This is a genomic window from Ensifer sp. EB106-03-01-XG145 (genome assembly GCF_058792075.1).
On record NZ_JBYTEC010000001.1, the window covers coordinates 230,862 to 257,150 of the forward strand.

The window sequence follows — 26,289 nt, forward strand, 5'->3', positions numbered from 1 at the left end:
CCTATGCCAAACGAACGATGTGCTGATCCCAGGCGACCCGGCTTTGGCGCTCCTTGAAGTGGCCGTCATAGGACGAAACGGCAAAACCGTGGTCGGCTGTGGCGACCCCTGCTGCATCGACGACGCGCTCTTCCTTCAAAACAGCGCCGGTGCGGGCATCGAGCGTCACGGCCACGTTGCCCTTCGGTGAGGTCAGGCCAACAAGCCCTTCGTGCCGGTTGACGGCGATCGCGCCGACATAGTTCGCCAGCGCTTCCGTCGTGCGTTCGGGCAGCGACAGGAATTTCAGGTCCTCGCCCTTGGAGAAGGATCCGACCAACGGCGGCAGGTCGTTGCGCGCGCCTTCGTACTGGCAGGCAAACCAGATCTCGCCCTTCGGGCCGATGTCGACGTGGCGCGTCGAAAGACGGCTGAGTTCAGCAGGCAGACCGTGCCTCTGTACGAGCGCACCGGTTTTCGTGTCCACCAGCGTCAGGCTCGGCTCCATATGGTCGAGATTGAGCTTGGTGCGGCCGAAGTCCGGGTGGGTCTCGATGCCGCCATTGGCGATCGCAAGCAGGCGTCCGTCGGCAGCGAGCGTCATGTCGTGCGGACCGATGCCATAGGTCGGGAATTCGCCGACGCGGGTGAAGTTGTTGGTGCCGTCATAGATGCCGACCATGCCGCGATTGCCGGCAAAGTCGTTCTCGGTGGCATAGAGCAGCTTGCCATCCGCCGAGAAACAGCCGTGACCGTAAAAGTGCCGGCCCTCTGCTGCAGCGATGACCACTGGTTCCGCCGAACCGTCGGTCGAAAGGATCATCGCATAGGTGCCGGGCCGGCGGGCGAAGGCGACCGCCCGATGGCTGACGGGCGAATAGGCCATGCCATGCGCTCGCGCCGGAAGCGTCGTACGTTCGATGATCTCGCCGGCTTCCGTCAGCGTTGCAACGCCATAGCTTCCATCCGGCGCCATGAATGCCGAGGCGAAGACGGCATCGGCTCTGCCAAGGGCGAAAGCCCGGTCGGGTGCGAGGCTTGCTACCCAGGCCGCGCCCGCCATTTTCAGGAAACTGCGCCGGTCGATCAGACCCGTGGCGACTGTCATGCCATCCTCGCTCGTCGTGGAAATCTGCAGCCCTGAACGGAGGTGCCGCTCAGGGCTGCGATATAGCAGGTTGCGGGGTCAGAGCCAGCCCCGGCGCTTGAAGTAGAAGTAGGGCACGATCGCCGATGCCACCATCAGCATCAGTGCCGCAGGATAGCCGAACTCCCACTGCAGCTCCGGCATCACGCCGAAGTTCATGCCGTAGATCGAGGCGACCAGCGTCGGCGGCAGGAAGACGACGGCGGCGACCGAGAAGATCTTGATGATCTGGTTCTGCTCGAGATTGATGAGGCCGAGCGTCGCGTCGAGCAGGAAGTTGATCTTGTTCGACAGGAACAGCGCGTGGTCGCCAAGCGAAGTTGCATCCCGCTGGATCAGCTTGATCCGCTGCCGGCTTTCCTTTCCCGCCTTGCGTGGCCCCATGCCTTCGAGCGCCACATGATAGGCGACGAGCCGACCGATGCTGACGAGGCTTTCGCGGATGACCGTCAGGAGGTCGCCCTTCTGGCCGATCTGCTCGATCAGTGACTGCAGGTCGCGTGTCTTCTTGGTGGCGCTGGCATTCGTCTTGCGGAACACCTCGCGAGAAATCGCATCGACCTCGCTGCCGGCACGCTCCAGCGCGTCTGCCGTGCGGTCGATGATCGCCTCGAGAAGACCGAGCATCACCAGTTCGCCGGTCTCGCAGATCTGGCCGTTCGCCTTCTGGATGCGGTTGGAAAAGGTCTGAAACGGCTTGGGGTCGGCATGGCGTACGGTGACCAGCGTCGCGCCCTTGAGGATGAAGGTCACCGGCACCTTGACCGGATACTCGCTGTCAAGCTTGGCGGTCGCCGTCATCGTCATGAACTCGGCACCGTTCTCCTGGTAGAGGCGGTCGGAAAGCTCGATTTCCTGCATCTCGTCACGGGTCGGGATCTCGATGCCGAGCTGGCCCTCGACCAGGCGCGTTTCCTCAACGGACGGATTGAAGAGGTCGAACCAGATGGCGGGCGTCGGCGATGCGATGCCGTCAAGCATGTCGACGAGCACGAGGTGGCTGTTCTGGCTTTTGTAGATGCGCAGCATATTGGGCTCCATAGGGCGAGTCATCCGACCGCCACGGAGCCCTGATCAAATCAGGACCGGACGGCCGTGAGCGTGAAGGCTCGACTTCGACTGTCGGGGTTCATTGTGAGTTGGTCCTTGTGGTGAAACGTGCCCGCGAGAGCGGACACGGGAAGCGCTTTGCGCCTAAAAGCCTTGATTGTCAACACTCTGAGTTTGAGCGGGATGCGGGTGGAAAACCGCGCAATCTTTCCTCATCCCGCTCTAGTCACCGTCGGCGAAGGAGAAGCCGGCGCCAAGCCCGATCGCGCCGCCGAAATCCTTGTTCAGGCGGTTGAGGAGGTCGTTGGTGTTGAGCGACAGGAAGGCGAGCTTGGCGCGCTTGTCGTCGTCAGTGAGCGCGGCATCGATCGGTCCATCGATGTTGCCGGCCATGCTGATCACCGACTTGAAGACGAAGTCGGCCGAACCCGCCACGGAGCGGCTGTCTTCCGGCAGCAGGCTTTGCATGTCGGCGACATCGAACAGCGTCTTGAGCCCGCGCACGTTGCCGGCGATCGAGGCCATGGTGTTGCCGGAGCGCCAGTAGATCGCAAGCTTCGGATGCCCCTTGTCGTCCTTGCCTTCGTAGAACGGCTTCAGCCGCTGGTCCTTCACCGTCTCGACGCCATGGACGAGAATGCCGAGCAGTTCGGTGGCCGCTTCGCGGCTGTCGCGGAATTCGGGATTGTCGGGGCCCGGGTGTTTCCAGGCGGCCTGGATCCCCTCCGGCTTCTGCCAGGCGGCCAAAAATTCGTTGGCGATCGTGTCGAGGTTCCCAGTGATCGCCAGGCCATAGCGGCAGCGGAAGTCACCCTCCTTGCCCGAAAGCGCCTCGGCGCCGGTGCCGTAAAGCACGTATTCGAGCGCGCCTAGCCCTTGCGCCGCGACGCTCTTGCCCTTGAGCTTGGCTTCGTCCGTTGCGCTTTCGTCCGCCTTCGAAAGGATCGCCTGCACCTGCTTGAGCCCGGTGCTCTTGCGATCGGGGTAGAAGAGGAAGCGTTCGAAGCGGTTCTGTTCGAGAGCCGGACCAAGCCTCACGACCTCGATCGCCGACCAGGCGCCGACCAGGTCGGAGAACGCACTCTGCGCGTTCTTGAGTGCAGGCTGTGACGGCGCCTCGCAGAGCTTCGCCGTCGCTTGCCTTGCAGCGGCGGTCTTTTCCGACAGGTTGCGGTAGCCGGGAATGATGAAGTCGTCGACGGCCTTGGCCATGACGGCGGGCACGGCGGCCTCGTTGACGACGCGCGGCGAGAGCGCGCTCCCCTCCTGAGCCATTGCGGGCAATGCGGTCGTCAGCGCCAGGGAGAATGCGAGGGTGAGCGTATGCGTAGAGGGCATCAGAGTGACTCCAGGAAGGCAAGGAGATCGCGGCGATCGCTTGCGACAAGGGCGGCGAAAGCATCGCGGGCCTTCTGCCCTTCGCCGCCATGCCAGAGGATCGCTTCGGTGAAATTGCGGGCGCGTCCGTCGTGCAGCAGGAAAGTGTGCCCACTGACGGTCTTCGTCAAGCCGATGCCCCAAAGCGGCGGGGTGCGCCATTCTCGGCCGGTGGCGACGCCCACTTCTTGGCCGTCCGCGAGACCTTCGCCCATGTCGTGCAGCAGGAAATCGGAATAGGGCCAGATGAGCTGGAAGGACTGCGCCTTGTTTGCGGCATCCCGGCGGGTGACGAATTTCGGCGTGTGGCAGCTCGTGCAGCCGAGGTCGTAGAAGACCTTCTTGCCACGAAGTGTTTCGGCAAAGCTCGCCTTGCGACGCGCCGGAACGGCAAGGTTCTCCGAATAGAAGGTCACGAGGTTAAGCACCGGATCGGGCGCTTCGGTCGGACCAAGCCGTTCCTGCACACCGGTCGCCATGGTGAGGCATTTCGCTTGGGCGGCAGTGCAGTCGCCATGCGGCCGGTCGGCGTCGGGGGAGGAGATGCCGATATCGGTGGCAAAGGCATCGGCACTCTGCTGCCGCACGGTGGCGTTCTGCGCTTTCCAGCCGAAACGCCCAAGCATCAGCTTACCGGTCTTCGCGTCACGTCTGAGCGCCGGGCGGCCGCTGATCCCGTCGCCGTCGGCGTCGTCAGGATCGGCAAGCGCGAGGATGTCTGCCTCATGGATCGCCTCGATGAGGCCGAGCCCGATCATCGGCTGGGCCACGCGCGGCGAAAGGGTCGTCTGTGGATCGAGCGGTCCGTAGGCAAGGTCGGCCACCGAGTAGCGCGGCCGGCGCAGCGAAACGGTCTCGCCGTCGGGGAAGGTGAACGGCTCCTCGGTATAGCTGACCTTCAGATGGCCTTCGGCAGCAAGGCCCGGCACAGCGCTGTCCTGAAGCTGGGCGCCATAGACCGGATCGGGGAAATTCACGGCCTGATGTGCCTCGATCGACCGGTGCTCTTTGTCGTCGCGCGGTGGGCGCGCCAGACGGAAGAACATCGAGGTCGTGTCGACGGCGCCTTCGGGCGGTCGGCCGCGCCCGTCCTTCAGGTGACAGCTCTGGCAGGCGCGCGCGTTGTAGAGCGGGCCAAGCCCGTCGGAGGCCTGGGTCGAGGAGGGCGAGGAGACCCAGAGCTTGCGGAATAGTGCATTGCCGAGCTTGAAGCCTTCCTCTTCCTGGAAGGTGAGATTGGCCGAAAACTGCGAGAAGCTGTCGGCATTGACGGGCGCGATCGAGGTCGCAGCACCACCGGACATGGCCTCGAAGCTTTCCGCCTTGGAGAAGTCATCGGTCGGCCGTGTGACTGTCTGGACGCGCTGGCGGTCCTTGATGTCGAGGTCGCTGCGTTCGATCGGAAGGCCGTCGCCGGCAAGGGCGGGCAAGGCGAGAAAGAGCGCCTGCGCAAAAAGAAGCGCGAAAAGGCGAGGAGCGCCAGTTTTCATCAGTAGAGGATCGGGCCGCACCGGTGCCGGCGCGGCCCGCCTTTTCAGCTTATTGGAAGACAGCGTTAGGATTGTCCAGGCTGTCCGAACCTTCAAGTTCGATCGTGCCGAGATCCAGCGACGCTATGACGCGCTGAACGGTCTTTGCCTGGGCGATCAGGCCGTCGATCGCCGCCTGCACGGTGGCGTTGCCCTCGGCATTGCCTTCGCCGATCATCTGGTCGTAGGCCTCGGTGGTCTCCGCGCGCTTGGCCATCGCCTGCATCTTCTCGACTGTGGTCGAAAGGTTGCCGGTCATTTCCTTGTCGAGCGCTGCGTCCTTGGCGGCGACGAGTTCCGAAAGCGACGGGCCGGTCATCTTGGTGCCGTCGACGCGGGTGTACTCGCCCGTATAGGCCGACTGGATGCCGATCGCGTCGTGCAGGTGCGAGTTGTGCGTGTTGTCGGAGAAGCAATCATGCTCTTCTTCCGGATCGTGCAGCAGCAGGCCGAGCTTCATGCGCTCGCCGGCAAGTTCGCCATAGGAGAGTGAACCCATGCCGGTGAGGATGGCGACGAGGCCAGCCTTCGGGTCGGCCTCGATGGCCTTGCTTGCGGCACCGTCCGGTGTCCAGTTGGCGACCATTTCCTTGAGGTCGGAAACCAGGAGCTCGGTCGCGGCCTTCAGATAGGCGGCGCGGCGGTCGCAATTGCCACCGGTGCAGGCCTTGGTGTCGTAGTCGGTATAGGGGCGGTTTCCGGCGCCAGCCTTGGTGCCGTTCAGGTCCTGGCCCCAGAGCAGGAATTCTATCGCGTGGTAGCCGGTCGCGACGTTCGCCTCGATGCCGCCGGCTTCCTGCAGCGTGCCCGCCAGGAATTCCGGCGTGATGTTGCTGGCATCGACGTCCTTGCCGTCGATCTTGATCGTCTTGTTGGCGATGACATTGGCGGTGAACAGGGCGTTCTCGTCGCTCTCGCTGCCATAGCTCGGGTCGACATAGTCGATCAGGCCTTCGTCCAGCGGCCAGGCGTTGACCTTGCCTTCCCACTCGTCGACGATCGCGTTGCCGAAGCGGTAGACTTCGGTTTCCTGGTAGGGGTTGCGGGCCTTCCGCCAGGCGTCGCGCGCGGCCTTCAGCGTTTCTTCGCTCGGCGTCGCGATCAGCGCGTCGACCGCCTTGTCGAGTGCCTCGGCCGTAGTCAGCGCATCTTCGAATTTGGCATGGGCGACGGCGGTGTAATGCCTCACCACGGCGGCGGCATCGGTTGCGGCGTGGGCCGGCTGCAGGGCCAACGCCGACGTTGCCGTCATGAACGCCAGCGCGGCGCCGCGGATGAATTTCTTGGTCATGACCCTCTCCTGTTGCTTCCTTCGGCGCAGCCGAGCGAGTGCGCAAACGCGGCATCGTTCAGGCGTCGGGCCATGAGAAAAGGCCCCGGCCGGGCCTGCCTCTCATGAACCAAAAGCAAACTTGTGTCAAAGTGTATAGTTTAGAACGTTTTCAATCTGATGCGCGTGTTCTGACCATTGTCAAAAGGCGTCAGCCCTTGCGTTGCATCAGGCAGAAGAAGAAGCCGTCCGTGCCGGTCGAGGCGGGCGTCAGCGTCACCGTCTTCATGTCGGCCGACCAGGGTTGCGGCTTGTCGGTGCCGAAGAGCGTCGCCCAGATGTCGGCCGCCGACAGGATCTCGAATTCCGGATTGTCTTCGCAGAAGCCGTAGACCTGGGCCTCGTTTTCCTCAGGCAGTACCGAGCAGGTGACATAGATGAGGTGGCCGCCCGGGCGGACGAACTGGGCAGCACTCGCCAGCGCTTCCTCCTGCTGGGAGATGCGCTCCTCGAGGTTCTTCTGGTTGAGGCGCCACTTTGTGTCCGGGCGTCGGCGCCAGGTGCCGGTGCCGGTGCAGGGCGCATCGACGAGCACACGGTCGAAGCGGCCGGCGAGCGGCGCCAGGCTGTCGGTGGATTCATGCACCTGGACATTGCGGGTGCCCGCGCGCTTCAGCCGCTCGATGATCGGGGCAAGACGCTTGCGGTCGGTGTCGTAGGCGTGCACCTGGCCCTTGTTGTTCATCGCCGCCGACATCGCGAGCGTCTTGCCGCCACCGCCGGCGCAATAGTCGAGCACCTGTTCGCCTTCCTGCGGAAAGGCGAGGTCGGCCACGATCTGCGAGCCTTCGTCCTGGACTTCGAACCAGCCCTTCTGGAAGGAAAGCTCGGCCGTCACGTTCGGCAGGCGCGAGGCGCCTTCGCCGGCGGGAATGCGGATGCCATTGCGGGCGATCGTCGCCGGTTCGGCGCCGCTTCGCTCCAGCGCTTTCAGCACCTTGGCGCGCGAGGCCTTCAGCGTGTTGGCGCGCAGGTCGAGCGTCGGCCGGCCGGCGAGCGCCTTGGCTTCATCGAGCCAGTCATCGGAGAAGTTTTCCTCGAAGGAGGCCTGGACCCATTCGGGAATGTCGCCCTGGATGTGGGCTGCGGCGTCTTCGAGGCGGCGCGTGGCGAAGGCTTGCGCCATCTCGGCTGACGGCATCTCAGGCGCAAATTTGTCGCCGTCGAGTTCGGCAGCGAGCGCTTCCGGGGTGAAGCCCCATTGCCGGTACATGACGGCATGGCCGAGCGCCGACGCGCTGTCGCTGTCCATCAGGAAGGCGTGCGAGAGTTTCATGCGAAGGGCGTCGTAGACGATGTTGCCGATCGCCGAGCGATCGCCGGATCCGGCGAAGCGATGGGAGAGGCCCCAATCCTTGAGCGCGTCGGCGACCGGGCGCTTCCGCTTTTCGATATCCTCAAGAACCTCAATGGCTCCAGCGAGCCTGCCGCCCAAACGCATCTTCGATCAACTCCTTTTTCGCCGTGGTAACGGCGATGGCATCGAAGAGCAAGACGGCGGAGAAGATTAACCGCCGAGAATGATCTTTCTCAAGTAAACCCACCTGACGATCGGTCGGATGGCAGTATTTCAAAAATCAGGAATTGATGACGCGATAACAGATGCTGGCGTGGCCGGAGCGGATCATGCCGATCTGCGAGGCTGCAGCCTTGGAAAGGTCGATCACGCGGCCACGAATGAATGGCCCACGGTCGTTGATCCGAACGATCACGCTCTTGCCGTTGCGCTTGTTGGTGACCTGAACCTTGGTTCCGAACTTCAGGCTGCGGTGGGCGGCGGTCAGGCGGGCGGCATTCATGCGCTCGCCGGAGGCGGTCTTGGAGCTCAGCGCGTACCAGGACGCGCCGCCGCAGCCGGCGCCGGCTGCATGGCTATCGGAAACGGAAACGAGACCGATAGCGGTCGTGAACAGCGCTGCAGCGGCAGCAGCCTTGATCTTCGCTGGCGTCAACTGGCGATCCCCTCGGTCAAATGGTTGAATAAAAATCTTCTGGGAACCGCTAATTGGGGCGAAAAATGGCGAAAACGTGCTTCAACCATTTACGATCTATTAGGATTTATTAAAAAATGACGAAAATTTAAAAACGAAGATTGTTTGAAATAGTTTAAATGGAGCCAGGAAGTTCTTTGGAATCAGCGGTTGAACGCTGACAGCCTTCCGCACGCAGGCGCAACTCAGTGGTAAACGAAAAATTTCATTAAAAATTTCGAATTGGACGAAATTTCCGGAATCCGGATGGTCGAAAACTCGTTACTAGCGCACAGGTTGTATTAAATTCGTCAAGTATCGAATGAATATCCAGAGAAAGTCACAATTCTGGCGGCGCTGCCGCCGCCATTACTGATGGACTGACTATCGGCTTTCTATAAGCATTTCGGGTTATGTTATTGATTGAGTGCCGAGTTGCGTTTCAGGCGTTGCGCCATGTGCCGGATTGCCAGAGCTGCGCAAGCGAAACGCGATAATCCGGATACGCGAACTCGAAACCGGTGGCGCGCATGCGGGCGTTCGATACCCGCTTGTTCTCGCCATAGAAGGAGCGGGCCATCGGTGACAGCTCCGCCTGCTCGAAGGGAATTTCCGGCGGCGGTTCGACGCCCATCAGCCGCGCGGCCTCAAGCACCACGTCCTGTGGTGGCGCCGGCTCGTTGTCGGTGATGTTGAAGACGCCGCTCGTGCCGTTGTTGGCGAGGAACAGGGTGGCCGCGCCGATATCTTCGACCCGGATGCGGTTGAACACCTGCCCAGGCTTGATCAGGCGCCGGGCCGTGCCGTTTGCGAGATTGCAGAAGGCGTTGCGTCCGGGGCCGTAGATGCCGGCAAGCCTCAACACGGCAACCGGAATGCTCTGCTTCGCGCCGAAGGCGATCCAGGCATCCTCCGCCTCCACCCGCTCGACCGAGCGGGCCGAGACCGGTTTGCGCAGCATGTCCTCGGTGACCCATTCGCCGCCGTGGTCGCCATAGACGCCGACGGTCGAGAGATAACCGATCCACTTGAGGTTCGGCGCCAGGTGCGCGAGGTCCGGGCTGGAAGCGCGGAACATCGGATCGCCGTCGCGGCCGGGCGCGATCGACTGGATCAGGTGCGTCGCCTGGCCAAGCGCAGCAGCGAGTTCGTCGGAGACCGTTTCGCCGTCGAAGAGGATCGGGCGGATGCCGGCCTTTTCAAGCTTCGTCGCCTTCTCTTCGATGCGCGTGGTGCCGACAACGCTTGTCGCCGCCGGGGCCATGGCCCGTGCGATTGCCATACCGGAGTAACCGGCGCCAAGGATCAGGACATGCATCGGCTCACTCCCGCCATCTGCCATTCGTTGAGGACGTCTTCGTCCGTCTCTGGCTCGCATTGTTCGGCAAATTGCGCAAGCGCCGCCGGCGCGACCAATCGTGACAGCGCCCAGACCGCCATCGCCCGCACCACCGGCGAGGGGTCATCGATGCGGGCCTTGACCGCAGGCACGAGCGCCTGGTCGCCGGAGTTGCCGGCCGCGATCAGCACGTTGCGCACGAAACGGTCGCGGCCGATGCGCTTGACCGGCGAGCCCGAGAACAGGCTGCGGAAGGCCGGGTCGTCGAGGTCGAGCAAGCTGTCGAGCGCTGGCGCCTTCAGGTCCTCGCGCGCCTTCAGCTTCAATTCGGAGGCTGCCTGTGCGAACTTGTTCCAGGGGCAGGCGGCGAGACAGTCGTCGCAGCCATAGATGCGGTTGCCCATCAACGGGCGCATCTCCGGGTCGATCGGACCCTTGTGCTCGATCGTCAGGTAGGAAATGCAGCGCCGCGCGTCGATCTGATAGGGCGCAGGAAAAGCGCCGGTCGGGCAGGCATCGAGGCAGGCGCGGCAGGAGCCGCAATGGTCGCGCTCCGGCTCGTCGATGACGAGGTCCGCCGTGGTGAACAGGCTGCCGAGAAACAGCCAGGAGCCGAATTCGCGACTGACGAGATTGGTGTGCTTGCCCTGCCAGCCGAGGCCGGCCTTCTCCGAGAGGGGTTTCTCCATCACCGGGGCGGTGTCGACAAAGACCTTGACGTCCTCGCCGGCGCGCGCGGCGAAGCGGGTCGCGACTTCCTTGAGCTTGCCCTTGATGATGTCGTGATAGTCGCGGTTCTGGGCATAGACCGAGATCGCGCCGCGATCGGTCTTTTCGAGAATCCCGCGCGGATCGTCTTCCGGGCCGTAGTTCATCGCGAACATCACCACCGAGCGCACGTCGCTCCAGAGCGTGCGCGGATCGGAGCGTCGCTCGGCAGTCTCAGCCAGCCAGTCCATCGTGCCGTGGAAGCCGTCGTCGAGGAAGTCCTGGAGCCGAGCCGGCGCCTCGGGAATGGCGTCCGGGCGGGTGATGCGACAGAGATCGAAGCCCTTGTCTGCCGCCTCGGCTTTCAGGAATTCGGTCAGCTTCAGCCGCCGTCGATCCCCATTGTCAGCCTTGGCAGCGATGCCGGGCACGGTTTCAGCCTCAGAAGTCGAGGTCCGCATAGTGCGGAACCGGGGTCACGCCGCGCACGCGCTCGGCAAGCAGCGGGCGGAAGGAGGGGCGGGACTTCAGCCGCTGGTACCACTCCTTGGCGGTCGGGGCATCCGACCAGTCGATCTCGCCGAGATAGTCGAGCACGGACACCGTCGCGGCCGCAGCGAGATCCGCATAGGAGATGCGGTCGCCGGCAAGCCAGGTGCGCGAACCGGCGAGCCAGGAGAGATACTTCATATGCTGGCGGATATTGGCGCGCGAGGTGCGCAGGACCTTGCTGTCGGGCGCGCCGCCGCCCTGGTCCGGCGTCATCTGCAGCTTGAAGATCCGCTCGCGCACCAGCGGCCGCGTCACGTCCGCTTCCATCTTCTGCAGGAACCATTCGACCAGGCGGCGGATTTCCGCCCGCTGGAACGGGTCCTCCGCCAGAAGCCGGCGATCCCGCTTCATGATTCCGTTCGTCTCGTCGAGATATTCCGAGATGATCGTGGCGCCACAGAGCGCTCTCATACTGTCGTCAACATAGACCGGTAGCGTCCCGGCCGGGTTCAAGGCCAGGAAGTCGCGCCGGTTCTCCCAGGGCTGTTCCTCGGACAATTCCGTCTGATAGCCATATTCCGAGAGGATAAGGCGAACGAACCGTGAAGCGGAGGACATGGGGTGATGATACAGTGTCGGCATCGATGATCTGGCTTCTCAGAGTCTTTTTGCTGGGGGCGTCAGCGTGGCGGCGCAAGCGTCTGGCCACGGCTCCTGTGATAGAGCTATAGAAATTTGTGGTGGCAAACACAAGCGAATCAGCCTTTTCCTCCCACTCCAAAACTTGTCAGGAAAATCTTATATATGGCGGATCAATCGATCATCAGCGCGCTCGTCCTCGGGCTCATCGAGGGCTTGACGGAGTTTATCCCTGTTTCGTCGACGGCGCACGTCCTCCTTGCCGGCCACTTCCTCGGCTTCAAGTCGCCGGGCAACACCTTCGCCGTCCTCATCCAGCTCGGCGCCATTCTGGCGATCCTGCTCGTCTATTTCCAGAAGCTTCTGTCGATCGCGCTGGCGCTGCCGACGAGCATCAAGGCGCGCCGCTTCGTCCTGTCCGTTCTGATCGCCTTCCTGCCGGCGGCCGTCATCGGCGCAATCGCCCATGATTTCATCAAGACGGTGCTGTTCGAAACGCCGATGCTCATCTGTGTCGTGCTGATCGTCGGCGGCTTCATCCTCTACGCGATCGACCATCTGCCGCTGAAGCCGCGCTACACCGACGTCATGGACTATCCGCCGTCGCTGGCGCTGAAGATCGGCCTGTTCCAGTGCCTGGCGATGATCCCCGGCACCTCGCGTTCCGGCGCCACGATCGCCGGCGCCCTGCTGATGGGGACCGACAAGCGCTCGGCCGCGGAGTTCTCGTTCTTCCTGGCGATGCCGACCATGCTCGGCGCCTTCACGCTCGACCTCTACAAGAACCGCGACGCACTCTCCTTCGACGATTTCACCCTAATCGCCGTCGGCTTCATCGCGGCGTTCGTCGCCGGCATCTTCGTCGTGCGTTCGTTGCTCGATTTCGTCTCGCGGCGCGGTTTCACGCCGTTCGCCATCTGGCGCATCGTCGTCGGCACGGCCGGATTGATCGGCCTCTGGCTGCTCGGCTGAGCCGGGATCAACGATCTCAAACGAAAAAGGCGCGTTCTGGACGCGCCTTTTTCTTTGACCTCAGAGTTTTCTCTGACCTTGGAACAGGCGCTAAAAACAAAGCCGCGTGCGTCTCAAGGTGAAACGCACGCGGCCACTGGCCCCCGCCAATAACTCTAACTATGCCCTTCCAAAGCAATTCCAGGAAAAGCGCGAAGCCGCTTTCCGTCCGGAATTGCCTGATCTAAAGGGCGCCGGCCTTAGTTGCCGGAAAGATCGATCGATGCCGTCGTGCACGGATCGACGCCATAGGCCGGCGCGCAACCCTTGCCGCTGCTCGCGACCGTGTTCGGCGCGATGAATGAGCCAGCCAGAATGATCAGTGCCGCAGACGCAAAAAAGATTGCGATCGACTTGCCCATGGACGCTATGCCTTTCGAGATTGCTGCTGCCGCCCGCCGTCATGCCTTGCGATCGGGGCGCGAGGCGGTGTTTAGTCTCTGGATATGACATGATCAATATCAGGACATGTTGAATTTGCGGTAAATGCCATTCGCTTTCTTAACTGCGGCAGAACTGCAACGCTGTTGCCTGGATACCACAGCAAACGGCCGCCCGTGGGTACCGGCGGCCGTTCAAAATAAGATGGGCTTTGCGGCGATCAGGCGCCGCGGCCGCTGCGCGTGTACTGGCCCTGCGGGCGATAGCGCACCAGATAGGTCGGCAGGATCGACTCCAACATGGTCGGATCGATGCCAATGCCGGCGAACGTACGTCCCTCGGAAACCGCCTTTGCCGAGACGACATTGTCGGATTTCAGCAACACCACCTGGTCGGGGGTGAGCGGCGGCGTGATGAAGGGGACCATCGACGCGATGCTGCCGATGAAGGATGCGACGCCGAAGGGCAGCGAGACGAGCGTGCGCTTGCGGTCGATCGTGTTCAGCATGATCTCGAGACAGTCGCGGAAGCTTAAGACATCCGGGCCGCCGAGTTCGTAGATCTTGCCCTTGGTGATCTTGCCGTCGACGGCGCGCGCCACGGCCTCGGCGACATCGGTCACGTAGACGGGCTGGAACTTGGTGTGGCCGCCGCCGATCAGCGGCAGGACCGGCGAGAAGCGGGCCATGTTGGCGAACTTGTTGAAGAAGCCGTCCTCGGGACCGAAGACGATCGACGGACGCAGGATGATCGCGTCAGGCTTCGTTTCCAGGATCGCCGCCTCGGCGCGGCCCTTGCTGCGGGCGTATTGCGACGGCGAGGAAGCGTCCGCGCCGATCGCCGAAATGTGCGTCAGCGTGGCGCCGACGCTACGTGCCGCTTCTGCCACCGCGCGCGCGCCGAAATCCTGGACGGCGTCAAACGTGTTGCGGCCTTTTTCAAACAGCACGCCGACGCAGTTGATGACGTGGTCGGAGCCTTCGACGGCGCGATCGACGGATTTCCGGTAGCGCAGGTTCGCCTGGACAAAGGAGATCTGGCCGACATTGCCGAGCGGCTGCAGGTGGCCGGCAAGGTCGGGCCGGCGAACGGCAACGCGAATGCGGTAGCCGCGCTTGGCGAGTGCGCGCACGACATGACGGCCGACGAACCCGGATCCGCCGAAAATCGTCACCAGCGGCGGAAGGTTGGACAAGGTCATGGGAAACGCACTCCTGATCGCAGAGGAAAGAATTGATTGCTACATAGCCCAACAGCCGCGAGAGGTGAAGGCCAATCCACGCGGCTTGTCGGGTCTGTCGGAAGATGGGGATGCCGGGTCGTCAGACGCCTTCGACGACGACCATCTCCGCGTCGGCGACTTCCTGGCGGATCGCGGCGGCAATCTGGTATTCGGGCGAGTTGTAACAGTCGACCGCTGCCTGCAGCGACGGAAATTCGATGACGACGTTGCGCGCGCGCACGCCGCCCTCAAGGCGATGATGTTCGCCGCCGCGCGCGAGAAAATTCGCGCCGTATTTCTCGAAGGCCGGCTTTGCTGCCGTCACATAATCCTTGTAGCGCTCGGGGTCGCGGACATCGACCCGTGCGATCCAGTATCCCTTGGCCATAGTGAACTCCTCGTCTTGCACCGCTGAAGGCTGACGGGAGACTTACTTCCGGCAAATTTTGATTGAGGTCAAGCGGATCGCGATGGGTTCCTGGCGCCGCCCGCATCAGCGGGCAAGCGCGCCGTTCATTTCCGCGAGAATGGCGCGGGCGGCCGCAAGCGGCTCGGCGGCTGCGACGATTGGGCGCGCGACGACGAGGTGGCTGGATCCGGCCTTCAAGGCTTCGGCCGGCGTCATCACCCGCTTCTGGTCGCCCTTGTCGGCGCCGGCAGGGCGGATACCCGGCGTCACCAGCGCCATGTTCGGTCCGATGATCTTGCGGACCGCTGCGGATTCTTCCGCCGAGCAGACGATGCCGCCCATGCCGGCGGCGCGCGCCTGTTCGGCCCGGCGCAGCACCAGCGTGTGCGGGTCGTATTCGTAGCCGGCATCGATCACGTCCTGCTCGTCCATCGAGGTGAGCACGGTGACGCCGAGGAGGCAGAGATCGGAACCTCTAGCGGCTTCGACGGCCGCCTTCATCGCCTTCGGATAGGCGTGCAGGGTCAACATCGACATGCCCATCTTGACGATGTTCTCGACACCCTTGGCAACCGTGTTGTCGATATCGAGCAGCTTCATGTCGAGGAAGACGTTCTTGCCGCTGGCGGCAAGGTCGCGCGCGAATTCAAGCCCGCCGGCAAAGACCAGCTGATAGCCGATCTTGTAGAAGGAGACGTCGTTCCCGAGCGTCGACACGATCCTCTCGGCATCGGCGATCGTCGGAAGGTCGAGGCCTACGATCAATCTGTCGCGCGCGGTTTCGGTCATCGTCTAGATCCCCTGCCAGTTTTCCATCGGGGTCCAGTCGCATGCGACGGCGCGATCCGCAAGGCGGAAAGCGAAGACGTTGCCGCCGCCACCGCCCTTCTGGTCGGAACTGCGGGCAATCGGCGCGCCGAGCAGCCGGCACTTCAAAAGGGTGCCGACGCCGCCATGGCCGACGAAGGCGATTGGGATCTTGGTGTCGTGCCCTTCGAGGACACGGAACACTGCGTCCGAGATCCGCGTCTGGGCGTCGATCGCGCGCTCCCAGCCCTTAAAACTTTCCGCCGGATGGGCGAAGAACCAGTCGGCCGCCTTCTCGAATTCCGGCGGCGGTAGGAAGCCGGTGGCGGAGCGATCGTTCTCGCCCATGTCATGGTGAATTTCGACCGTCAGGCCGGCGGCATCGGCAAGCAGCTGGGCCGTTTCGATCGCCTTGGTTTCGTCGCTCGAGACGATCCTCCCGAGCGAGCGCACCCACGGCAACGCCGCCGTCAGGGCCGCACGATCGCGGCCAACAGCGGAAAGTTCCCATTGCGGGACGGGCACGTCCGGATCGATCCAGACCTGCGGATGGGTGACGTAGACGCCGAACATCCCGTCAGTGCGCCCGACGATAGACCCAAAGCTGTGCCGGCGGGATGTTGCGCACGACGAAGTCGAGATGCTGGATGCTGTAGCGGTCCGGCATGGCGACGACGGGCGAGAGCGGCCCATAGGAAATCTGCACGACCGGCCGGCCGGCCGGAATGCGCGAGAGCAGGTCGTCGATCAGCTCGACGCGCCGATGCATCGGGAAGTTCAAGAGCGGCACTGCCGAGACGACACTGTCGAAGGTCTGTCCCTTCAGCTCGCCGAGCGTATGTTCCAGATCGAAAGCATCGCCATTGACGAAATTGACGCCGGCGAAGTTGGCCCTGAGCTGGTTATAGAAGTCGGTCGAATATTCGACCGAGACAAGGCTCGATGCGGGCAGGCCGCGTTCCAGAATTGCCTTCGTGATGACACCCGTGCCCGGGCCCAGCTCAAGAACCGGCAGGCCCGAAGCAGGATTGATGACGCTCGCCATTCGGCGCGCGGTTATGGAAGAGGTCGGCAGGATTGCGCCGACAGCCTTGGCATTGCTCATCCATCCCTTGAAAAAGCGAATTTCCTCATCGAACTTCCGTCCGAGCCGTTCCTTCACCTTCACGCGCAAATTCATTGAACCCCTCAAAACCGTCGTCCTCTCCTCATTCGGGCCGCCCGCTGTGATCCCGGCTCGTTGATTCGAGCCGATCCGGGCGGCGGCAATCATAATGTGTCCCCATCTGCGGCAAAAACAAGTCTGTCTGCGCCTGAAAGCGTCGCCTTATCAACAGCCGCCGGATGGATCGATCAACAAAAAACCCGTCACGAGCGGGCGTGACGGGTTGGTATTTCGCGCCGCGTCAGGCCCGGTTACACGCGCATCGGCATCAGCACGTAAAGTGCATCCTCGGCAGCAAGATCGCGAACGAGCGTCGGCGAGCCCGGATCGGCCAGCATGAAAATCGCATCGGTGCCGGTCAGCTGCGAGGTGATGTCGAGCAAATACTTGGCGTTGAAGCCGATTTCGAGCGGGTCGTGGTCGTAGCCGACGGGCAGCTCTTCGGTGGCGCTACCCGAATCCGGATTGTTGACCGTCAGCGTCATCTGGCCTTCGTTCAGCGCCAGCTTGACGGCGCGGCCGCGCTCGGACGAGATCGTCGAAACACGGTCGACGGCCTGGGCGAAGGACTGGCAATCGACGCGCAGTTCCTTGTCGTTGTTGGCCGGGATCACGCGCTGGTAATCCGGGAAGGTGCCGTCGATCAGCTTCGAGGTCATGACGATCGACCCCATCGTCAGTCGGATCTTGGCGTCCGAGACTTCGACGGTGACGACGAGGTCCGGGTTGTCGAGCAGCTTCTGCAGTTCGCTGACGGTCTTGCGCGGGATGATGATGCCCGGCATGCCTTCGGAGCCGGACGGCGCTTCAACGTCGGCGCGGGCGAGGCGGTGACCGTCCGTGGCGACGGCGCGCAGCTTCAGTTCGCCCTTGCTCTCGACGGTGTGCACGAAAATGCCGTTGAGATAATAGCGGGTTTCCTCGGTCGAGATCGCAAACTGGGTGCGATCGATCAACATCTTGAGGTCGGTCGCCTTGAGGCGGAAGGAGTGCGAGAAGCTGCCGGCGGTGAGATCCGGGAAGTCGGACTGCGGCAGGCACTGCAGCGAGAATTTCGAACGGCCCGAGGCAACGGTCATCGCCGTGCCCTCGGCATTGGTGGCGAGCAGCACTTCCGAACCGTCGGGCAGCTTGCGCACGATGTCGTAGAGCAGATGCGCCGGCACCGTGGTCGCGCCCGACTGTTCCACCTGCGCCGGTGTCGCCTCGGTGATTTCGAGGTCGAGGTCGGTCGCCTTCATTTCGAGGCTCGCACCGTCGGAACGCAAGAGCACGTTCGAGAGGATCGGGATCGTGTTTCGCCGCTCGACCACGCGGTGCACGTGGTTCAGCGATTTCAGGAGGTTGGACCGCTCGAGAGTAATGCGCATGGGATGCCGCTTTCAACCATTGCCCGGCAGACGAGCGTCCGCCTGAGCGTCAACTGCGAGTGTCCCGGCCGACCGACCGGAAAGATGTGGACCGGCAAAATGGCAGAAACAGCGCCCGGAAAGCAAGGGGTTTGAGGGCTTCTGTCCCCAGATGTGGCATGCCGGCCAGCAGCGCGACCCTTGCCCTGCCCTGCCGGCTCACTCATAAAGGCGAAACGAGTGGGATGAGGAAAAGTGTTTGCGGTTTTCCGCCCGCATCCCGCTCTAACTTGCGAGAAAGGATCACGTTTGTGATTTCGGGGCGACCGGCCCGAAATCACAACCGTGATCCGGCGCATCGGTAAGCACGATCAGGACGTTACAGGTGGAAAAGCAGAAGACATCGGAAGCATCGGGCGGGCAGAGAGAGCGTAGCTATCGCCTGCACAATGTCAGCGTTCCGGCCCGGCCCCTCGATGCGGCGCTCTATCTGGTGGCGACCCCGATCGGCAATCTCGGCGACATTACGCTGCGCGCACTGGAAACGCTTGCCGGCGCCGATGTGCTCGCCTGCGAGGACACGAGGGTTACGCGCGTGCTGCTCGACCGCTATGGCATCGTGAACCGGCCCTACGCCTATCACGAGCACAATGCCGACGAAGCCGGCCCCCGGCTGCTTGCAGCACTCGCAGAAGGGCGATCGGTGGCGCTCGTCTCCGACGCCGGAACGCCGCTGGTTTCCGACCCGGGCTACCGGCTGGGGCAGCGTGCGATCGAAGCCGGTCATCGCGTCGTGCCGATCCCGGGCGCCTCGGCGCCGCTTGCAGCGCTCGTCGGCTCCGGCCTACCGAACGATGCCTTCCTCTTTGCCGGTTTCCTGCCGACCAAGGACAAGGCGAAACGCGATCGCCTCAGGGAATTCGCGGCCGTGCCGGCGACAATCATGTTCTTTGAATCGCCGCACCGGATTGCTGCGACAGTGGCGGCCGCAGCCGAGGTGCTGGGCGAGGGTAGGCGGGCTGCCGTCTGCCGCGAGCTCACCAAGACCTTCGAGGAGTTCCGCCGCGGCACGCTCGGCGAGCTTGCCGCCCATTATGGAGAAGCGGGTGCAGTCAAAGGCGAGATCGTGCTCGTCATCGGTCCGCCGGATGCCGCACCCGAGCCGGAAGCGGCCGATGTCGACGCCCTGCTGCTGAGCCTTGTCGCCGACATGCCGGCCGGCAAGGCGGCGACCGAAGCCGCCCGCCAGACGGGCGTGCCGCGCAAGGAGCTCTATGACCGGCTGCTGCAGCTGAAGGAGCGCCATGACGGCTGACGGCAGCGACCGGCGGAAGCTGAAAGCGCTGAGGCGGGGGCAACTCGCCGAATACCGCGCGGCACTCTGCCTGTTGCTGAAGGGCTATCGCATCGTCGCCATACGCCATCGCACCAAGCTCGGCGAGATCGACATCATCGCCCGGCGCGGCGATCTCATCGCCTGCGTCGAGGTCAAGGCGCGCCGCTCGGCCGAGGACGGCGTCTTCGCGGTGACGGCCACGGCGCAAAAACGCATTCGCGCTGCGAGCGATCTCTGGCTGGCCAGGCAACCGGATTTCAACAGGCTTTCCGTGCGCTACGACATCATCACGGTGACCCCTTGGGGCTGGCCGCGGCATCTGCCGGATGCCTTCTGAACCGGCGCGAGATGAGGGAAAATGATTGCGTTGTTCCGCCCGCATCCCGTCTTGGAACAAAATCGCGAATTTGTAATCGTTCCGACATAAAAGCGTTACGGGCCTGTCATTGAACGTCACTAGTCCAAGCCATCCGCAACCCGGTGGAGAGGGACCAAGTCATGTTCAAGAAGTTTTCATTCGCAGCCCTTAGCTTCGCTTTTTCCGCGACGTCATCATTTGCCGCGACCAATATCACCTGGTGGCACGGCATGGCCGGCCGCAACGGCGAAGTCATCAATGAAGTTTCCAAGAAGTTCAACGAAGCCCAGAGCGCCTGCGCACTGACCCCGGTTTCCAAGGGCACCTACGAGGAAGCGCTCGCTTCCGGCATCGCCGCTTTCCGCTCGGGCGAACAGCCGAACATCCTGCAGGTCTTCGACGCCGGCGCCGCCACGATCATCAACGCCAAGGGCGCGGTCATTCCGGCCGAAGACCTGATCATCAAGGCTGGCCACAACTTCGACCGCAACGCCTTCATCGACGGCGTACGCTACTTCTACGCCGACAGCGAAGGCAAGTTCGTCGGCATGCCGTTCAACTCGTCGGCGCCGATCATGTACATCAACGACGAGGCCCTGAAGAAGGCCGGCGTCGAAGCGCCGAAGACCTGGGAAGAGTTTGAAGCGGTTGCCCCGAAGCTGAAGGAAGCCGGCTACATCCCGCTCGTCCAGTCGCAGCTCACCTGGCAGTTCACGGAGAACTTCTTCTCCCGCAACAACATCCAGTTCGCCACCAACAACAACGGCTATGACGCCGTCGTCGACACGCAGCTGAAGGTCACCGACCCGAACCTCATCATGATGTTCGACAAGCTCAAGGCCTGGAAGGACGAAGGCTACTTCGCTTTCTACGGCGCCGGCTGGAACGACAACCAGAAGGTCTTCGAAGAAGGCAAGGCTGCGTTCTGGATCGGTTCGTCGGGCTCCTTCGGCGGCCTGCAGAAGACGGCGCAGATGCCGTTCTCGGCAACCTTCCTGCCCTATTGGGGCTCGATCAAGGGTGCCGGCACCAATTCCTTCATCGGCGGCGCGGCACTGTTTGCCATGTCCGGCAAGTCGGATGAAGAGAACAAGTGCGTTGCCGACTTCTTCCAGTTCCTGACCTCGCCGGAAATCCAGTACTTCTACCACAAGTCCACCGGCTACGTTGCCATCACCAAGGCAGCCTACGAGCTCGCCCAGAAGGACGGCTACTACAAGGAAAAGCCGGTTGCTGAAGTCGGCATCAAGCAGCTGCTGCTGCCGGCCGGTGACTGGTCGAAGGGCTACCGCCTCGGCTTCTACCCGCAGATCCGCGAAATCATGGAACGCGAATACGGCCGCATCTTCTCGGGCGAAACGACCGTCAAGGACGCTTTCGACACGATCGAAAAGGAAGGCAACGAGCTGCTCGCTCGCTTCGCCAAGACGGCCGGCTGATCTCCATGTCGACCGCGACAGATCTCCTCCCCGCCTCGCGGGGAGGAACCGGAACCCAAACCGGCGGGCGTCGCTTCGGCGCCTTCCGGTTTTTCGGTGGCCAGTCGAAGAGCGGAGGAGAAGGCGTTGCCAAGCGCGTTCAGTTCTCCTCGCCGTTCCTGCCCTACCTCTTCCTCGCGCCACAGCTCGCGATCATCTTCATCTTCTTCTACTGGCCGTCGGTTCAGGCGATCCAGTCGTCCTTCTATCTGGAAGACCCCTTCGGCTTCGGCTCGACCTTCGTCGGCATGACGAACTATACCGACGTGCTGAAATCGGGCGAGTATCTCGGAATCGCCCGCTTCACTGCCGTCTTCACGGCGCTCGTCACCTTCTTCGCGCTGTCGATCGGCTTGCTGCTCGCCGTCAAGGCCGATGGCGTCATCCGCGGCAACGCCGCCTACAAGACGCTGCTCATATGGGTCTATGCCATCGCGCCGCCGGTCGCCGGCCTCATCGGCATGATGTTCTTCGACCAGCATATCGGCCCGATCGTCGAACTCGCCCGCTGGTTCGGCTGGGACATCAAGGTCGGTCGGAATTACTTCGACACCGCCTTTTCCATGGTGGTCGTCTCCGTCTGGAAGCAGATCCCGTATAACTTCATCTTCTTCCTCTCGGGCCTGCAGGGCATCCCGGTCTCGGTGCGCGAGGCGGCGGCGATCGATTGCCGCTCCGGCTTCCGCCGCTTCTGGACGGTGATCCTGCCGCTCTTGGCGCCGACCGCCTTCTTCCTGTTGATCATCAATGTCACCTATGCGCTGTTCGATACCTTCGGCGTCATCGACGTGATGGTGAAGGACAAGGCCGCCAACAACCCGATCACCCTTGTCTACAAGGTCTACATGGACGGTTTCCGCGGCAACGATCTCGGCGGCTCTTCGGCCCAGTCGGTGATCCTGATGCTGATCGTCTTCGTGCTCACCATCTTCCAGTTCCGCTTCATCGAGCGGCGCGTGCACTACAACTGAGGTGAGGCCGATGTATCGCACCAAGATTTTCGATCACATCATCCTGCTCTTCGGCGTCTTCATCATGGTGGCGCCGGTCGTCGTCGCCTTCATGACCTCGACCCATGATGCAGCCGACATTCACCGCAACGGCCTGTCGCTGTCCTGGGGCGGCCATTTCGTCGAGACCTACGAGACGGTTCTCACCCGCCAGGGTGGCTTCACCGGCAAGATCACCGGCTTCAACATGATGCTGAACTCGATGATCCTGGGCTTAGGCTTTGCCGTCGGCAAGATCGTTCTCTCGATGCTCGCGGCCTATGCGCTGGTCTATTTCCGCTTTCCGCTGGCGACCTTCTTCTTCTGGGTGATCTTCACCACGCTGCTCCTGCCGCTCGAAGTGCGCATCCTTCCGTCCTACGAAGTGATGAACACGCTGAAGCTGACCAACACCTACACCGGCCTGATCGTGCCGCTCCTGGCGTCTGCGACGGGCACGTTCTATTTCCGGCAGTTCTTCAAGTCGGTGCCGGACGAGCTTCTGGAGGCGGCGCGCATCGATGGTGCCGGCCCGTTCAAGTTCTTCATCGACGTTCTGGTGCCTTTGTCGCGCACCATGATGGCGGCGATCTTCATCATCATGTTCGTCTACGGCTGGAACCAGTACCTCTGGCCCACATTGATGACCACCGACGAAGGCTTCTTCACCCTGGTTCGCGGCATCAAGCAGATCCTGCTTGTCTGGGTCGGCTCGAACATCCCCGACTACAACGAGGCCTTTGCACTGGCGATCCTCGCCATGCTGCCGCCTGTGATGATCGTCGTGATCTTCCAGCGCTGGTTCATCAAGGGCCTGACCGAAAGCGACAAGTAAGCGGAGTGGAGGCGGGACAACTGTCCCGCCCGCTTCTGAAACGGTACCATTTTAACGGAGGCAGCCATGGCGGCCATTACCATCGCCGAGGTCTCGAAGATCTATCACGGCAATGTCGAGGCGGTGAAATCCGTCTCGATCGATATCGAGGACGGCGAGTTCATCGTGCTGGTCGGCCCGTCCGGCTGCGGCAAGTCCACGCTTTTGCGCATGGTCGCCGGGCTCGAGACGATTTCGAAGGGCACGGTGACGATCGGTTCGCGCGCCATCAACGATGTCGATCCGGCCGAGCGCGACATCGCCATGGTCTTCCAGAACTATGCGCTCTATCCGCACATGACCGTCTACGACAACCTTGCCTACGGCCTGAAGAACCGCAAGACGCCCAAGGCCGAGATCGACGCCCGCGTCGCCGAAGCCGCGCGGATGCTGGAAATCGAGCCCTATCTCGCGCGCAAGCCGCGCGCCCTTTCCGGCGGCCAGCGTCAGCGCGTCGCCATGGGCCGCGCGATCGTGCGCAAGCCGGCGGCCTTCCTGTTCGACGAGCCGCTCTCCAACCTCGACGCCAAGCTGCGCGTCTCGATGCGCGGCGAGATCAAGCGCCTGCAGAAGCGCCTCGGCACGACCTCGCTCTACGTCACCCACGACCAACTCGAAGCGATGACGCTCGCCGACCGACTGGTGGTCTTGAACGGCGGCCGGATCGAGCAGATCGGCCGTCCGCTCGACGTCTACCACCGTCCGGCCTCGACCTTCGTCGCGAGCTTCATCGGCTCGCCGGCGATGAACCTGGTCAAGGGCCAGATCGAGGGCGGCAGCCTGCAGATCGGCCTCTACAGGATCGAGCTTGGCAGCCGCGCCCCGGTCGAAGGCGCCGTCACCGTCGGCCTGCGCGCCGAGGACCTCCGGCTTGCCGGTGTCGGCGAGGATGCGATGCTGTTCCAGGTCGACTATGTCGAGGAGCTGGGTGCTCAGCGGCTCGTGCACGGCACCATCGAGGGCCAACCTCTGACGATAGCGCTCTCTCCGGACATGCCGCTTTCCGGTGATCTCGCCGTGACGATTGCCGTCGACCGCCTGCACTTCTTCTCGCCCGAAACCGGCAAGCGGCTGGAACGGGGCACGTCTTTTGCCGGTGATGCACCGGCGCAGAACCTTCGGCTGGAGACGGCATCGTGATCCATGAAGCCGTTGAGCAGCTTGCCGTTCCATCGCTCGAACTGCGTGCAGGATTTGCTTCGATGCTGCGCACCATTGCGGCCCATGACGCCGCCATGGCCGCGCGACCGGAAATGAACAGCGTCGAGGTTGGCGCCGCGCCGTCCTCGACCGCGCCGCTCGCCTTTCCCTTCACCGTCGCTGCCTGGAACCTGGAGCGCTGCCTGTTCGCACCGGAAAGTGCTGCACATCTCGCAGCAACCAAGGCCCCAGTCGTGCTGCTATCGGAAATGGACAACGGCATGGCCCGCACCGGCCAGCGCCATCCGACCGCCGAAGTCGCTGCTATACTCGGCATGCAATATGCCTATGGCATCGAATTCATTGAGATGGGCCTCGGCTCCGATACCGAGCGCGCGTTCTGCGAGGATGATTTCAACGCCAGGGGCTTTCACGGCAATGCGCTGTTGGCTTCGGTGCCGCTCGGCCGGCCCTTCATGCTGCGCCTCTGGGGCGAGCGTCTCTGGTTCACCGATGCCGAACAGCCGCGCCTTGGCGAGCGTTTCGCGATCGGCGCCGTCATCGAGACCGAGGCGGGCCCCTTCGTCGCCGTCTCCACCCATCTTGAAAGCGCGACGACCGCGGCCTACCGCGAGCGTCAGGTCAGGGAATTGATCGATGCGCTCGACGAAGCCTTTCCGGGCCTGCCGGTGCTGATCGGTGGTGATCTCAACACCGGCAACCATGCTGGCGGCGACTTCGAAGCCGAAGGGCTCTTTGCCATGAGCGCCGCCCGCGGCTTCGCCCGTCACGGCGGAGCACTTGAGGTGATGACGACCCGGCCGAGCCTGATCACCCGTTGGCCGGAGCGGGCGATGAAGCTCGACTGGTTCCTCGCGCGCGGCCTGAAGATCGGCGAAACCAGGATCATTCCCTCGCTCGATGAAACCGGCCGGCCGCTTTCGGATCACGATCTCATCACCTGCGTGGTCGAAGGCTTCGAATAGGCTCAGCTCTCCTTGCTTAAGGCACGCCCGCATTCTACATGTCGAGGGCTTTTCCAGTGCGGGAGAGGGCAGCGGTTTTCTCGTCCTCTTCCGTTCTGACGATTTGAAATCGATCACGCTTGACGTGATCCACAGGGGACGGGAAGATGGCGAAAATCGTCAATGTCGGGGTCCAGATGGACCATGTGTCGGGCATCAACATCGCGGGTGATTCCACCTTCGCCATGAGCCTCGAGGCACAGTCGCGCGGCTACCGCCTCTTCCACTACACGCCCGAAAAACTGTCGCTGCGCGACGGCAAGGTCTATGCGAGCGTGCAGCAGATGACGCTGCGCGACGTCAAGGGCGATCACTTCACGCTGGGCGAAGCCGAACGCGTCGATCTGTCGACCATGGACGTCATCCTGCTCCGCCAGGATCCGCCCTTCGACATGGGCTACATCACCTCGACGCATCTTCTGGAACGCCTGCATCCGAAGACGCTGGTCGTCAACGATCCGGCCTGGGTGCGCAATTCGCCGGAGAAGATCTTCGTCACCGAATTCGCCGACCTGATGCCGAAGACGCTGATCACCCGCGACCCCCAGGAGATCGCCAGCTTCCGCCAGGAGATGGGCGACATCATCTTGAAGCCGCTCTACGGCAATGGCGGCGCCGGTGTCTTCCATTCGACCCGTGACGACCGCAACCTGTCTTCCCTTCTGGAAATGTTCGGCCAGATGTTCCGTGAGCCCTTCATCGCCCAGGAATACCTGCCGGCGGTACGCAAGGGCGACAAACGCATCCTGCTCGTCGATGGTGAGCCGGTCGGCGCCATCAACCGCGTTCCGGCCGAACATGATGCGCGCTCCAACATGCATGCCGGCGGTCGGCCGGAGGCGACCGAGCTTACGGCGCGCGAAAGGGAAATCTGCGCCCGCATCGCTCCGGCGCTGAAAGCCCGCGGCTTCCTCTTCGTCGGCATCGACGTCATCGGCGACTACATGACCGAGATCAACGTCACGTCGCCGACCGGCATTCGCGAAGTCAAGAAGTTTGGCGGCGCCGATGTTGCGAGCCTGCTCTGGGATGCGATCGAGCGCAAGCGCGCCTGATCCGGCGCTTTCGGTAGAACCTGTCTCCGGATGACGGAGATTGCCGCGGGCTTCCGCCCGCGGCTGCGGCGTTGTGCCCTTGCCAACGACTGCGCGTAGGTCTCGCCTCAGATGTTCCGTAATTGTTCTT

26 protein-coding genes are annotated in these 26,289 nt (G+C 62.9%); 9 read left to right on the top strand and 17 right to left on the bottom strand.

Annotated elements, in window-relative coordinates; all coding sequences use genetic code 11:
• Position 1: 1 nt before the first annotated feature.
• The 10 genes from AC3WWH_RS01210 to AC3WWH_RS01255 form a co-directional block, all read right to left on the bottom strand.
• Complete coding sequence (locus tag AC3WWH_RS01210) at positions 2 to 1,087, bottom strand: DUF1513 domain-containing protein (RefSeq protein WP_058324588.1); 1,086 nt, start codon at positions 1,085 to 1,087, stop codon at positions 2 to 4.
• 78 nt (positions 1,088 to 1,165) lie between these two features.
• Complete coding sequence (locus AC3WWH_RS01215) at positions 1,166 to 2,155, bottom strand: magnesium transporter CorA family protein (RefSeq protein WP_058324630.1); 990 nt, start codon at positions 2,153 to 2,155, stop codon at positions 1,166 to 1,168.
• Positions 2,156 to 2,398: 243 nt separating this feature from the next.
• Positions 2,399 to 3,514, bottom strand: coding sequence for an imelysin family protein (locus AC3WWH_RS01220; RefSeq protein WP_058324589.1), 1,116 nt, complete (start codon positions 3,512 to 3,514; stop codon positions 2,399 to 2,401).
• Complete coding sequence (locus AC3WWH_RS01225) at positions 3,514 to 5,043, bottom strand: di-heme oxidoreductase family protein (protein WP_058324631.1); 1,530 nt, start codon at positions 5,041 to 5,043, stop codon at positions 3,514 to 3,516. Before AC3WWH_RS01225 ends, AC3WWH_RS01220 begins: the two co-directional genes overlap by 1 nt.
• 49 nt (positions 5,044 to 5,092) lie before the next feature.
• On the bottom strand, positions 5,093 to 6,373 hold the full coding sequence (locus tag AC3WWH_RS01230) for an imelysin family protein (protein WP_058324590.1): 1,281 nt from the start codon (positions 6,371 to 6,373) through the stop codon (positions 5,093 to 5,095).
• Between the two features lie 190 nt (positions 6,374 to 6,563).
• Positions 6,564 to 7,853, bottom strand: coding sequence for an RsmB/NOP family class I SAM-dependent RNA methyltransferase (locus AC3WWH_RS01235; RefSeq protein ID WP_057247918.1), 1,290 nt, complete (start codon positions 7,851 to 7,853; stop codon positions 6,564 to 6,566).
• Between the two features lie 136 nt (positions 7,854 to 7,989).
• The gene (locus AC3WWH_RS01240) at positions 7,990 to 8,364 is read right to left on the bottom strand and encodes a septal ring lytic transglycosylase RlpA family protein (protein WP_057247919.1); all 375 of its coding nucleotides are present in this window, start codon (positions 8,362 to 8,364) and stop codon (positions 7,990 to 7,992) included.
• A 460-nt stretch (positions 8,365 to 8,824) separates the two neighbouring features.
• Entirely contained in the window at positions 8,825 to 9,700 is an 876-nt protein-coding gene (locus AC3WWH_RS01245; RefSeq protein ID WP_058324591.1) for an SDR family oxidoreductase, read from the bottom strand.
• Positions 9,688 to 10,860, bottom strand: a complete 1,173-nt coding sequence (queG, locus tag AC3WWH_RS01250) for a tRNA epoxyqueuosine(34) reductase QueG (RefSeq protein WP_113399018.1) — start codon at positions 10,858 to 10,860, stop codon at positions 9,688 to 9,690. The genes AC3WWH_RS01245 and queG overlap by 13 nt, the downstream gene beginning before the upstream one ends.
• Positions 10,861 to 10,870: 10 nt before the next feature.
• Complete coding sequence (locus AC3WWH_RS01255; protein ID WP_058324593.1) at positions 10,871 to 11,563, bottom strand: glutathione S-transferase family protein; 693 nt, start codon at positions 11,561 to 11,563, stop codon at positions 10,871 to 10,873.
• A gap of 162 nt (positions 11,564 to 11,725) precedes the next feature.
• On the opposite strand from AC3WWH_RS01255, the gene AC3WWH_RS01260 reads away from it, so the two are divergent.
• A complete protein-coding gene (locus AC3WWH_RS01260; protein WP_058324594.1) occupies positions 11,726 to 12,532 on the top strand; it encodes an undecaprenyl-diphosphate phosphatase in 807 nt (268 codons plus the stop codon).
• Between the two features lie 239 nt (positions 12,533 to 12,771).
• Here AC3WWH_RS01260 and AC3WWH_RS01265 read toward each other — a convergent pair whose 3' ends face one another.
• The 7 genes from AC3WWH_RS01265 to dnaN all read right to left on the bottom strand — a co-directional run bounded on the left by AC3WWH_RS01265 (position 12,772) and on the right by dnaN (position 17,925).
• Positions 12,772 to 12,933 carry a hypothetical protein gene (locus tag AC3WWH_RS01265; protein WP_093236169.1) on the bottom strand — a complete coding sequence of 54 codons (162 nt, stop codon included), beginning with the start codon at positions 12,931 to 12,933 and terminating at the stop codon, positions 12,772 to 12,774.
• Between the two features lie 239 nt (positions 12,934 to 13,172).
• Positions 13,173 to 14,153, bottom strand: coding sequence for a complex I NDUFA9 subunit family protein (locus AC3WWH_RS01270; RefSeq protein WP_057247924.1), 981 nt, complete (start codon positions 14,151 to 14,153; stop codon positions 13,173 to 13,175).
• Between the two features lie 121 nt (positions 14,154 to 14,274).
• Positions 14,275 to 14,562, bottom strand: a complete 288-nt coding sequence (locus AC3WWH_RS01275; RefSeq protein ID WP_057247925.1) for a DUF1330 domain-containing protein — start codon at positions 14,560 to 14,562, stop codon at positions 14,275 to 14,277.
• A gap of 105 nt (positions 14,563 to 14,667) precedes the next feature.
• Positions 14,668 to 15,372 carry an orotidine-5'-phosphate decarboxylase gene (gene pyrF, locus AC3WWH_RS01280; RefSeq protein ID WP_058324595.1) on the bottom strand — a complete coding sequence of 235 codons (705 nt, stop codon included), beginning with the start codon at positions 15,370 to 15,372 and terminating at the stop codon, positions 14,668 to 14,670.
• Between the two features lie 3 nt (positions 15,373 to 15,375).
• Positions 15,376 to 15,963 (bottom strand): histidine phosphatase family protein, encoded by a 588-nt coding sequence (locus AC3WWH_RS01285; protein ID WP_058324596.1) that lies wholly within the window; start codon positions 15,961 to 15,963, stop codon positions 15,376 to 15,378.
• Between the two features lie 4 nt (positions 15,964 to 15,967).
• Positions 15,968 to 16,570, bottom strand: a complete 603-nt coding sequence (gene pmtA, locus AC3WWH_RS01290) for a phospholipid N-methyltransferase PmtA (protein ID WP_082615696.1) — start codon at positions 16,568 to 16,570, stop codon at positions 15,968 to 15,970.
• Positions 16,571 to 16,806: 236 nt separating this feature from the next.
• Positions 16,807 to 17,925 carry a DNA polymerase III subunit beta gene (gene dnaN, locus AC3WWH_RS01295; RefSeq protein WP_057247928.1) on the bottom strand — a complete coding sequence of 373 codons (1,119 nt, stop codon included), beginning with the start codon at positions 17,923 to 17,925 and terminating at the stop codon, positions 16,807 to 16,809.
• A gap of 364 nt (positions 17,926 to 18,289) precedes the next feature.
• On the opposite strand from dnaN, the gene rsmI reads away from it, so the two are divergent.
• From rsmI to gshB, 8 genes are all read left to right on the top strand, one after another.
• Positions 18,290 to 19,219 (top strand): 16S rRNA (cytidine(1402)-2'-O)-methyltransferase, encoded by a 930-nt coding sequence (gene rsmI, locus AC3WWH_RS01300; protein WP_058324597.1) that lies wholly within the window; start codon positions 18,290 to 18,292, stop codon positions 19,217 to 19,219.
• A complete protein-coding gene (locus AC3WWH_RS01305; RefSeq protein WP_058324598.1) occupies positions 19,209 to 19,577 on the top strand; it encodes a YraN family protein in 369 nt (122 codons plus the stop codon). The genes rsmI and AC3WWH_RS01305 overlap by 11 nt, the downstream gene beginning before the upstream one ends.
• 161 nt (positions 19,578 to 19,738) lie before the next feature.
• Positions 19,739 to 21,037: an extracellular solute-binding protein gene (locus tag AC3WWH_RS01310; protein ID WP_058324599.1), complete on the top strand. Its 1,299-nt coding sequence runs from the start codon at positions 19,739 to 19,741 to the stop codon at positions 21,035 to 21,037.
• Between the two features lie 5 nt (positions 21,038 to 21,042).
• Entirely contained in the window at positions 21,043 to 22,047 is a 1,005-nt protein-coding gene (locus AC3WWH_RS01315; protein WP_245299271.1) for an ABC transporter permease subunit, read from the top strand.
• 10 nt (positions 22,048 to 22,057) lie between these two features.
• Entirely contained in the window at positions 22,058 to 22,900 is an 843-nt protein-coding gene (gene ugpE, locus AC3WWH_RS01320) for a sn-glycerol-3-phosphate ABC transporter permease UgpE (protein ID WP_058324600.1), read from the top strand.
• 66 nt (positions 22,901 to 22,966) lie between these two features.
• Positions 22,967 to 24,079: a sn-glycerol-3-phosphate import ATP-binding protein UgpC gene (locus tag AC3WWH_RS01325; protein WP_058324601.1), complete on the top strand. Its 1,113-nt coding sequence runs from the start codon at positions 22,967 to 22,969 to the stop codon at positions 24,077 to 24,079.
• Positions 24,076 to 25,065 carry an endonuclease/exonuclease/phosphatase family protein gene (locus tag AC3WWH_RS01330; RefSeq protein ID WP_058324602.1) on the top strand — a complete coding sequence of 330 codons (990 nt, stop codon included), beginning with the start codon at positions 24,076 to 24,078 and terminating at the stop codon, positions 25,063 to 25,065. Before AC3WWH_RS01325 ends, AC3WWH_RS01330 begins: the two co-directional genes overlap by 4 nt.
• A gap of 146 nt (positions 25,066 to 25,211) precedes the next feature.
• Positions 25,212 to 26,159: a glutathione synthase gene (gene gshB, locus AC3WWH_RS01335; RefSeq protein WP_057247935.1), complete on the top strand. Its 948-nt coding sequence runs from the start codon at positions 25,212 to 25,214 to the stop codon at positions 26,157 to 26,159.
• Positions 26,160 to 26,289: the final 130 nt, after the last annotated feature.

What these genes read in the sequence shown, in the direction of transcription:
- AC3WWH_RS01315 (WP_245299271.1), top strand. Translation starts at nt 21,043, where the DNA reads ATGTCGACCGCGACAGATCTCCTCCCCGCCTCGCGGGGAGGAACCGGA.
- AC3WWH_RS01245 (WP_058324591.1), bottom strand. Translation starts at nt 9,700, where the DNA reads ATGCATGTCCTGATCCTTGGCGCCGGTTACTCCGGTATGGCAATCGCA.
- AC3WWH_RS01265 (WP_093236169.1), bottom strand. Translation starts at nt 12,933, where the DNA reads ATGGGCAAGTCGATCGCAATCTTTTTTGCGTCTGCGGCACTGATCATT.
- AC3WWH_RS01285 (WP_058324596.1), bottom strand. Translation starts at nt 15,963, where the DNA reads ATGTTCGGCGTCTACGTCACCCATCCGCAGGTCTGGATCGATCCGGAC.
- AC3WWH_RS01310 (WP_058324599.1), top strand. Translation starts at nt 19,739, where the DNA reads ATGTTCAAGAAGTTTTCATTCGCAGCCCTTAGCTTCGCTTTTTCCGCG.
- gshB (WP_057247935.1), top strand. Translation starts at nt 25,212, where the DNA reads ATGGCGAAAATCGTCAATGTCGGGGTCCAGATGGACCATGTGTCGGGC.
- AC3WWH_RS01220 (WP_058324589.1), bottom strand. Translation starts at nt 3,514, where the DNA reads ATGCCCTCTACGCATACGCTCACCCTCGCATTCTCCCTGGCGCTGACG.
- AC3WWH_RS01215 (WP_058324630.1), bottom strand. Translation starts at nt 2,155, where the DNA reads ATGCTGCGCATCTACAAAAGCCAGAACAGCCACCTCGTGCTCGTCGAC.
- AC3WWH_RS01235 (WP_057247918.1), bottom strand. Translation starts at nt 7,853, where the DNA reads ATGCGTTTGGGCGGCAGGCTCGCTGGAGCCATTGAGGTTCTTGAGGAT.
- pyrF (WP_058324595.1), bottom strand. Translation starts at nt 15,372, where the DNA reads ATGACCGAAACCGCGCGCGACAGATTGATCGTAGGCCTCGACCTTCCG.
- AC3WWH_RS01305 (WP_058324598.1), top strand. Translation starts at nt 19,209, where the DNA reads ATGACGGCTGACGGCAGCGACCGGCGGAAGCTGAAAGCGCTGAGGCGG.
- AC3WWH_RS01325 (WP_058324601.1), top strand. Translation starts at nt 22,967, where the DNA reads ATGGCGGCCATTACCATCGCCGAGGTCTCGAAGATCTATCACGGCAAT.
- ugpE (WP_058324600.1), top strand. Translation starts at nt 22,058, where the DNA reads ATGTATCGCACCAAGATTTTCGATCACATCATCCTGCTCTTCGGCGTC.
- AC3WWH_RS01230 (WP_058324590.1), bottom strand. Translation starts at nt 6,373, where the DNA reads ATGACCAAGAAATTCATCCGCGGCGCCGCGCTGGCGTTCATGACGGCA.
- AC3WWH_RS01270 (WP_057247924.1), bottom strand. Translation starts at nt 14,153, where the DNA reads ATGACCTTGTCCAACCTTCCGCCGCTGGTGACGATTTTCGGCGGATCC.
- AC3WWH_RS01225 (WP_058324631.1), bottom strand. Translation starts at nt 5,043, where the DNA reads ATGAAAACTGGCGCTCCTCGCCTTTTCGCGCTTCTTTTTGCGCAGGCG.
- pmtA (WP_082615696.1), bottom strand. Translation starts at nt 16,570, where the DNA reads ATGAATTTGCGCGTGAAGGTGAAGGAACGGCTCGGACGGAAGTTCGAT.
- dnaN (WP_057247928.1), bottom strand. Translation starts at nt 17,925, where the DNA reads ATGCGCATTACTCTCGAGCGGTCCAACCTCCTGAAATCGCTGAACCAC.
- AC3WWH_RS01210 (WP_058324588.1), bottom strand. Translation starts at nt 1,087, where the DNA reads ATGACAGTCGCCACGGGTCTGATCGACCGGCGCAGTTTCCTGAAAATG.
- AC3WWH_RS01260 (WP_058324594.1), top strand. Translation starts at nt 11,726, where the DNA reads ATGGCGGATCAATCGATCATCAGCGCGCTCGTCCTCGGGCTCATCGAG.
- AC3WWH_RS01255 (WP_058324593.1), bottom strand. Translation starts at nt 11,563, where the DNA reads ATGCCGACACTGTATCATCACCCCATGTCCTCCGCTTCACGGTTCGTT.
- AC3WWH_RS01275 (WP_057247925.1), bottom strand. Translation starts at nt 14,562, where the DNA reads ATGGCCAAGGGATACTGGATCGCACGGGTCGATGTCCGCGACCCCGAG.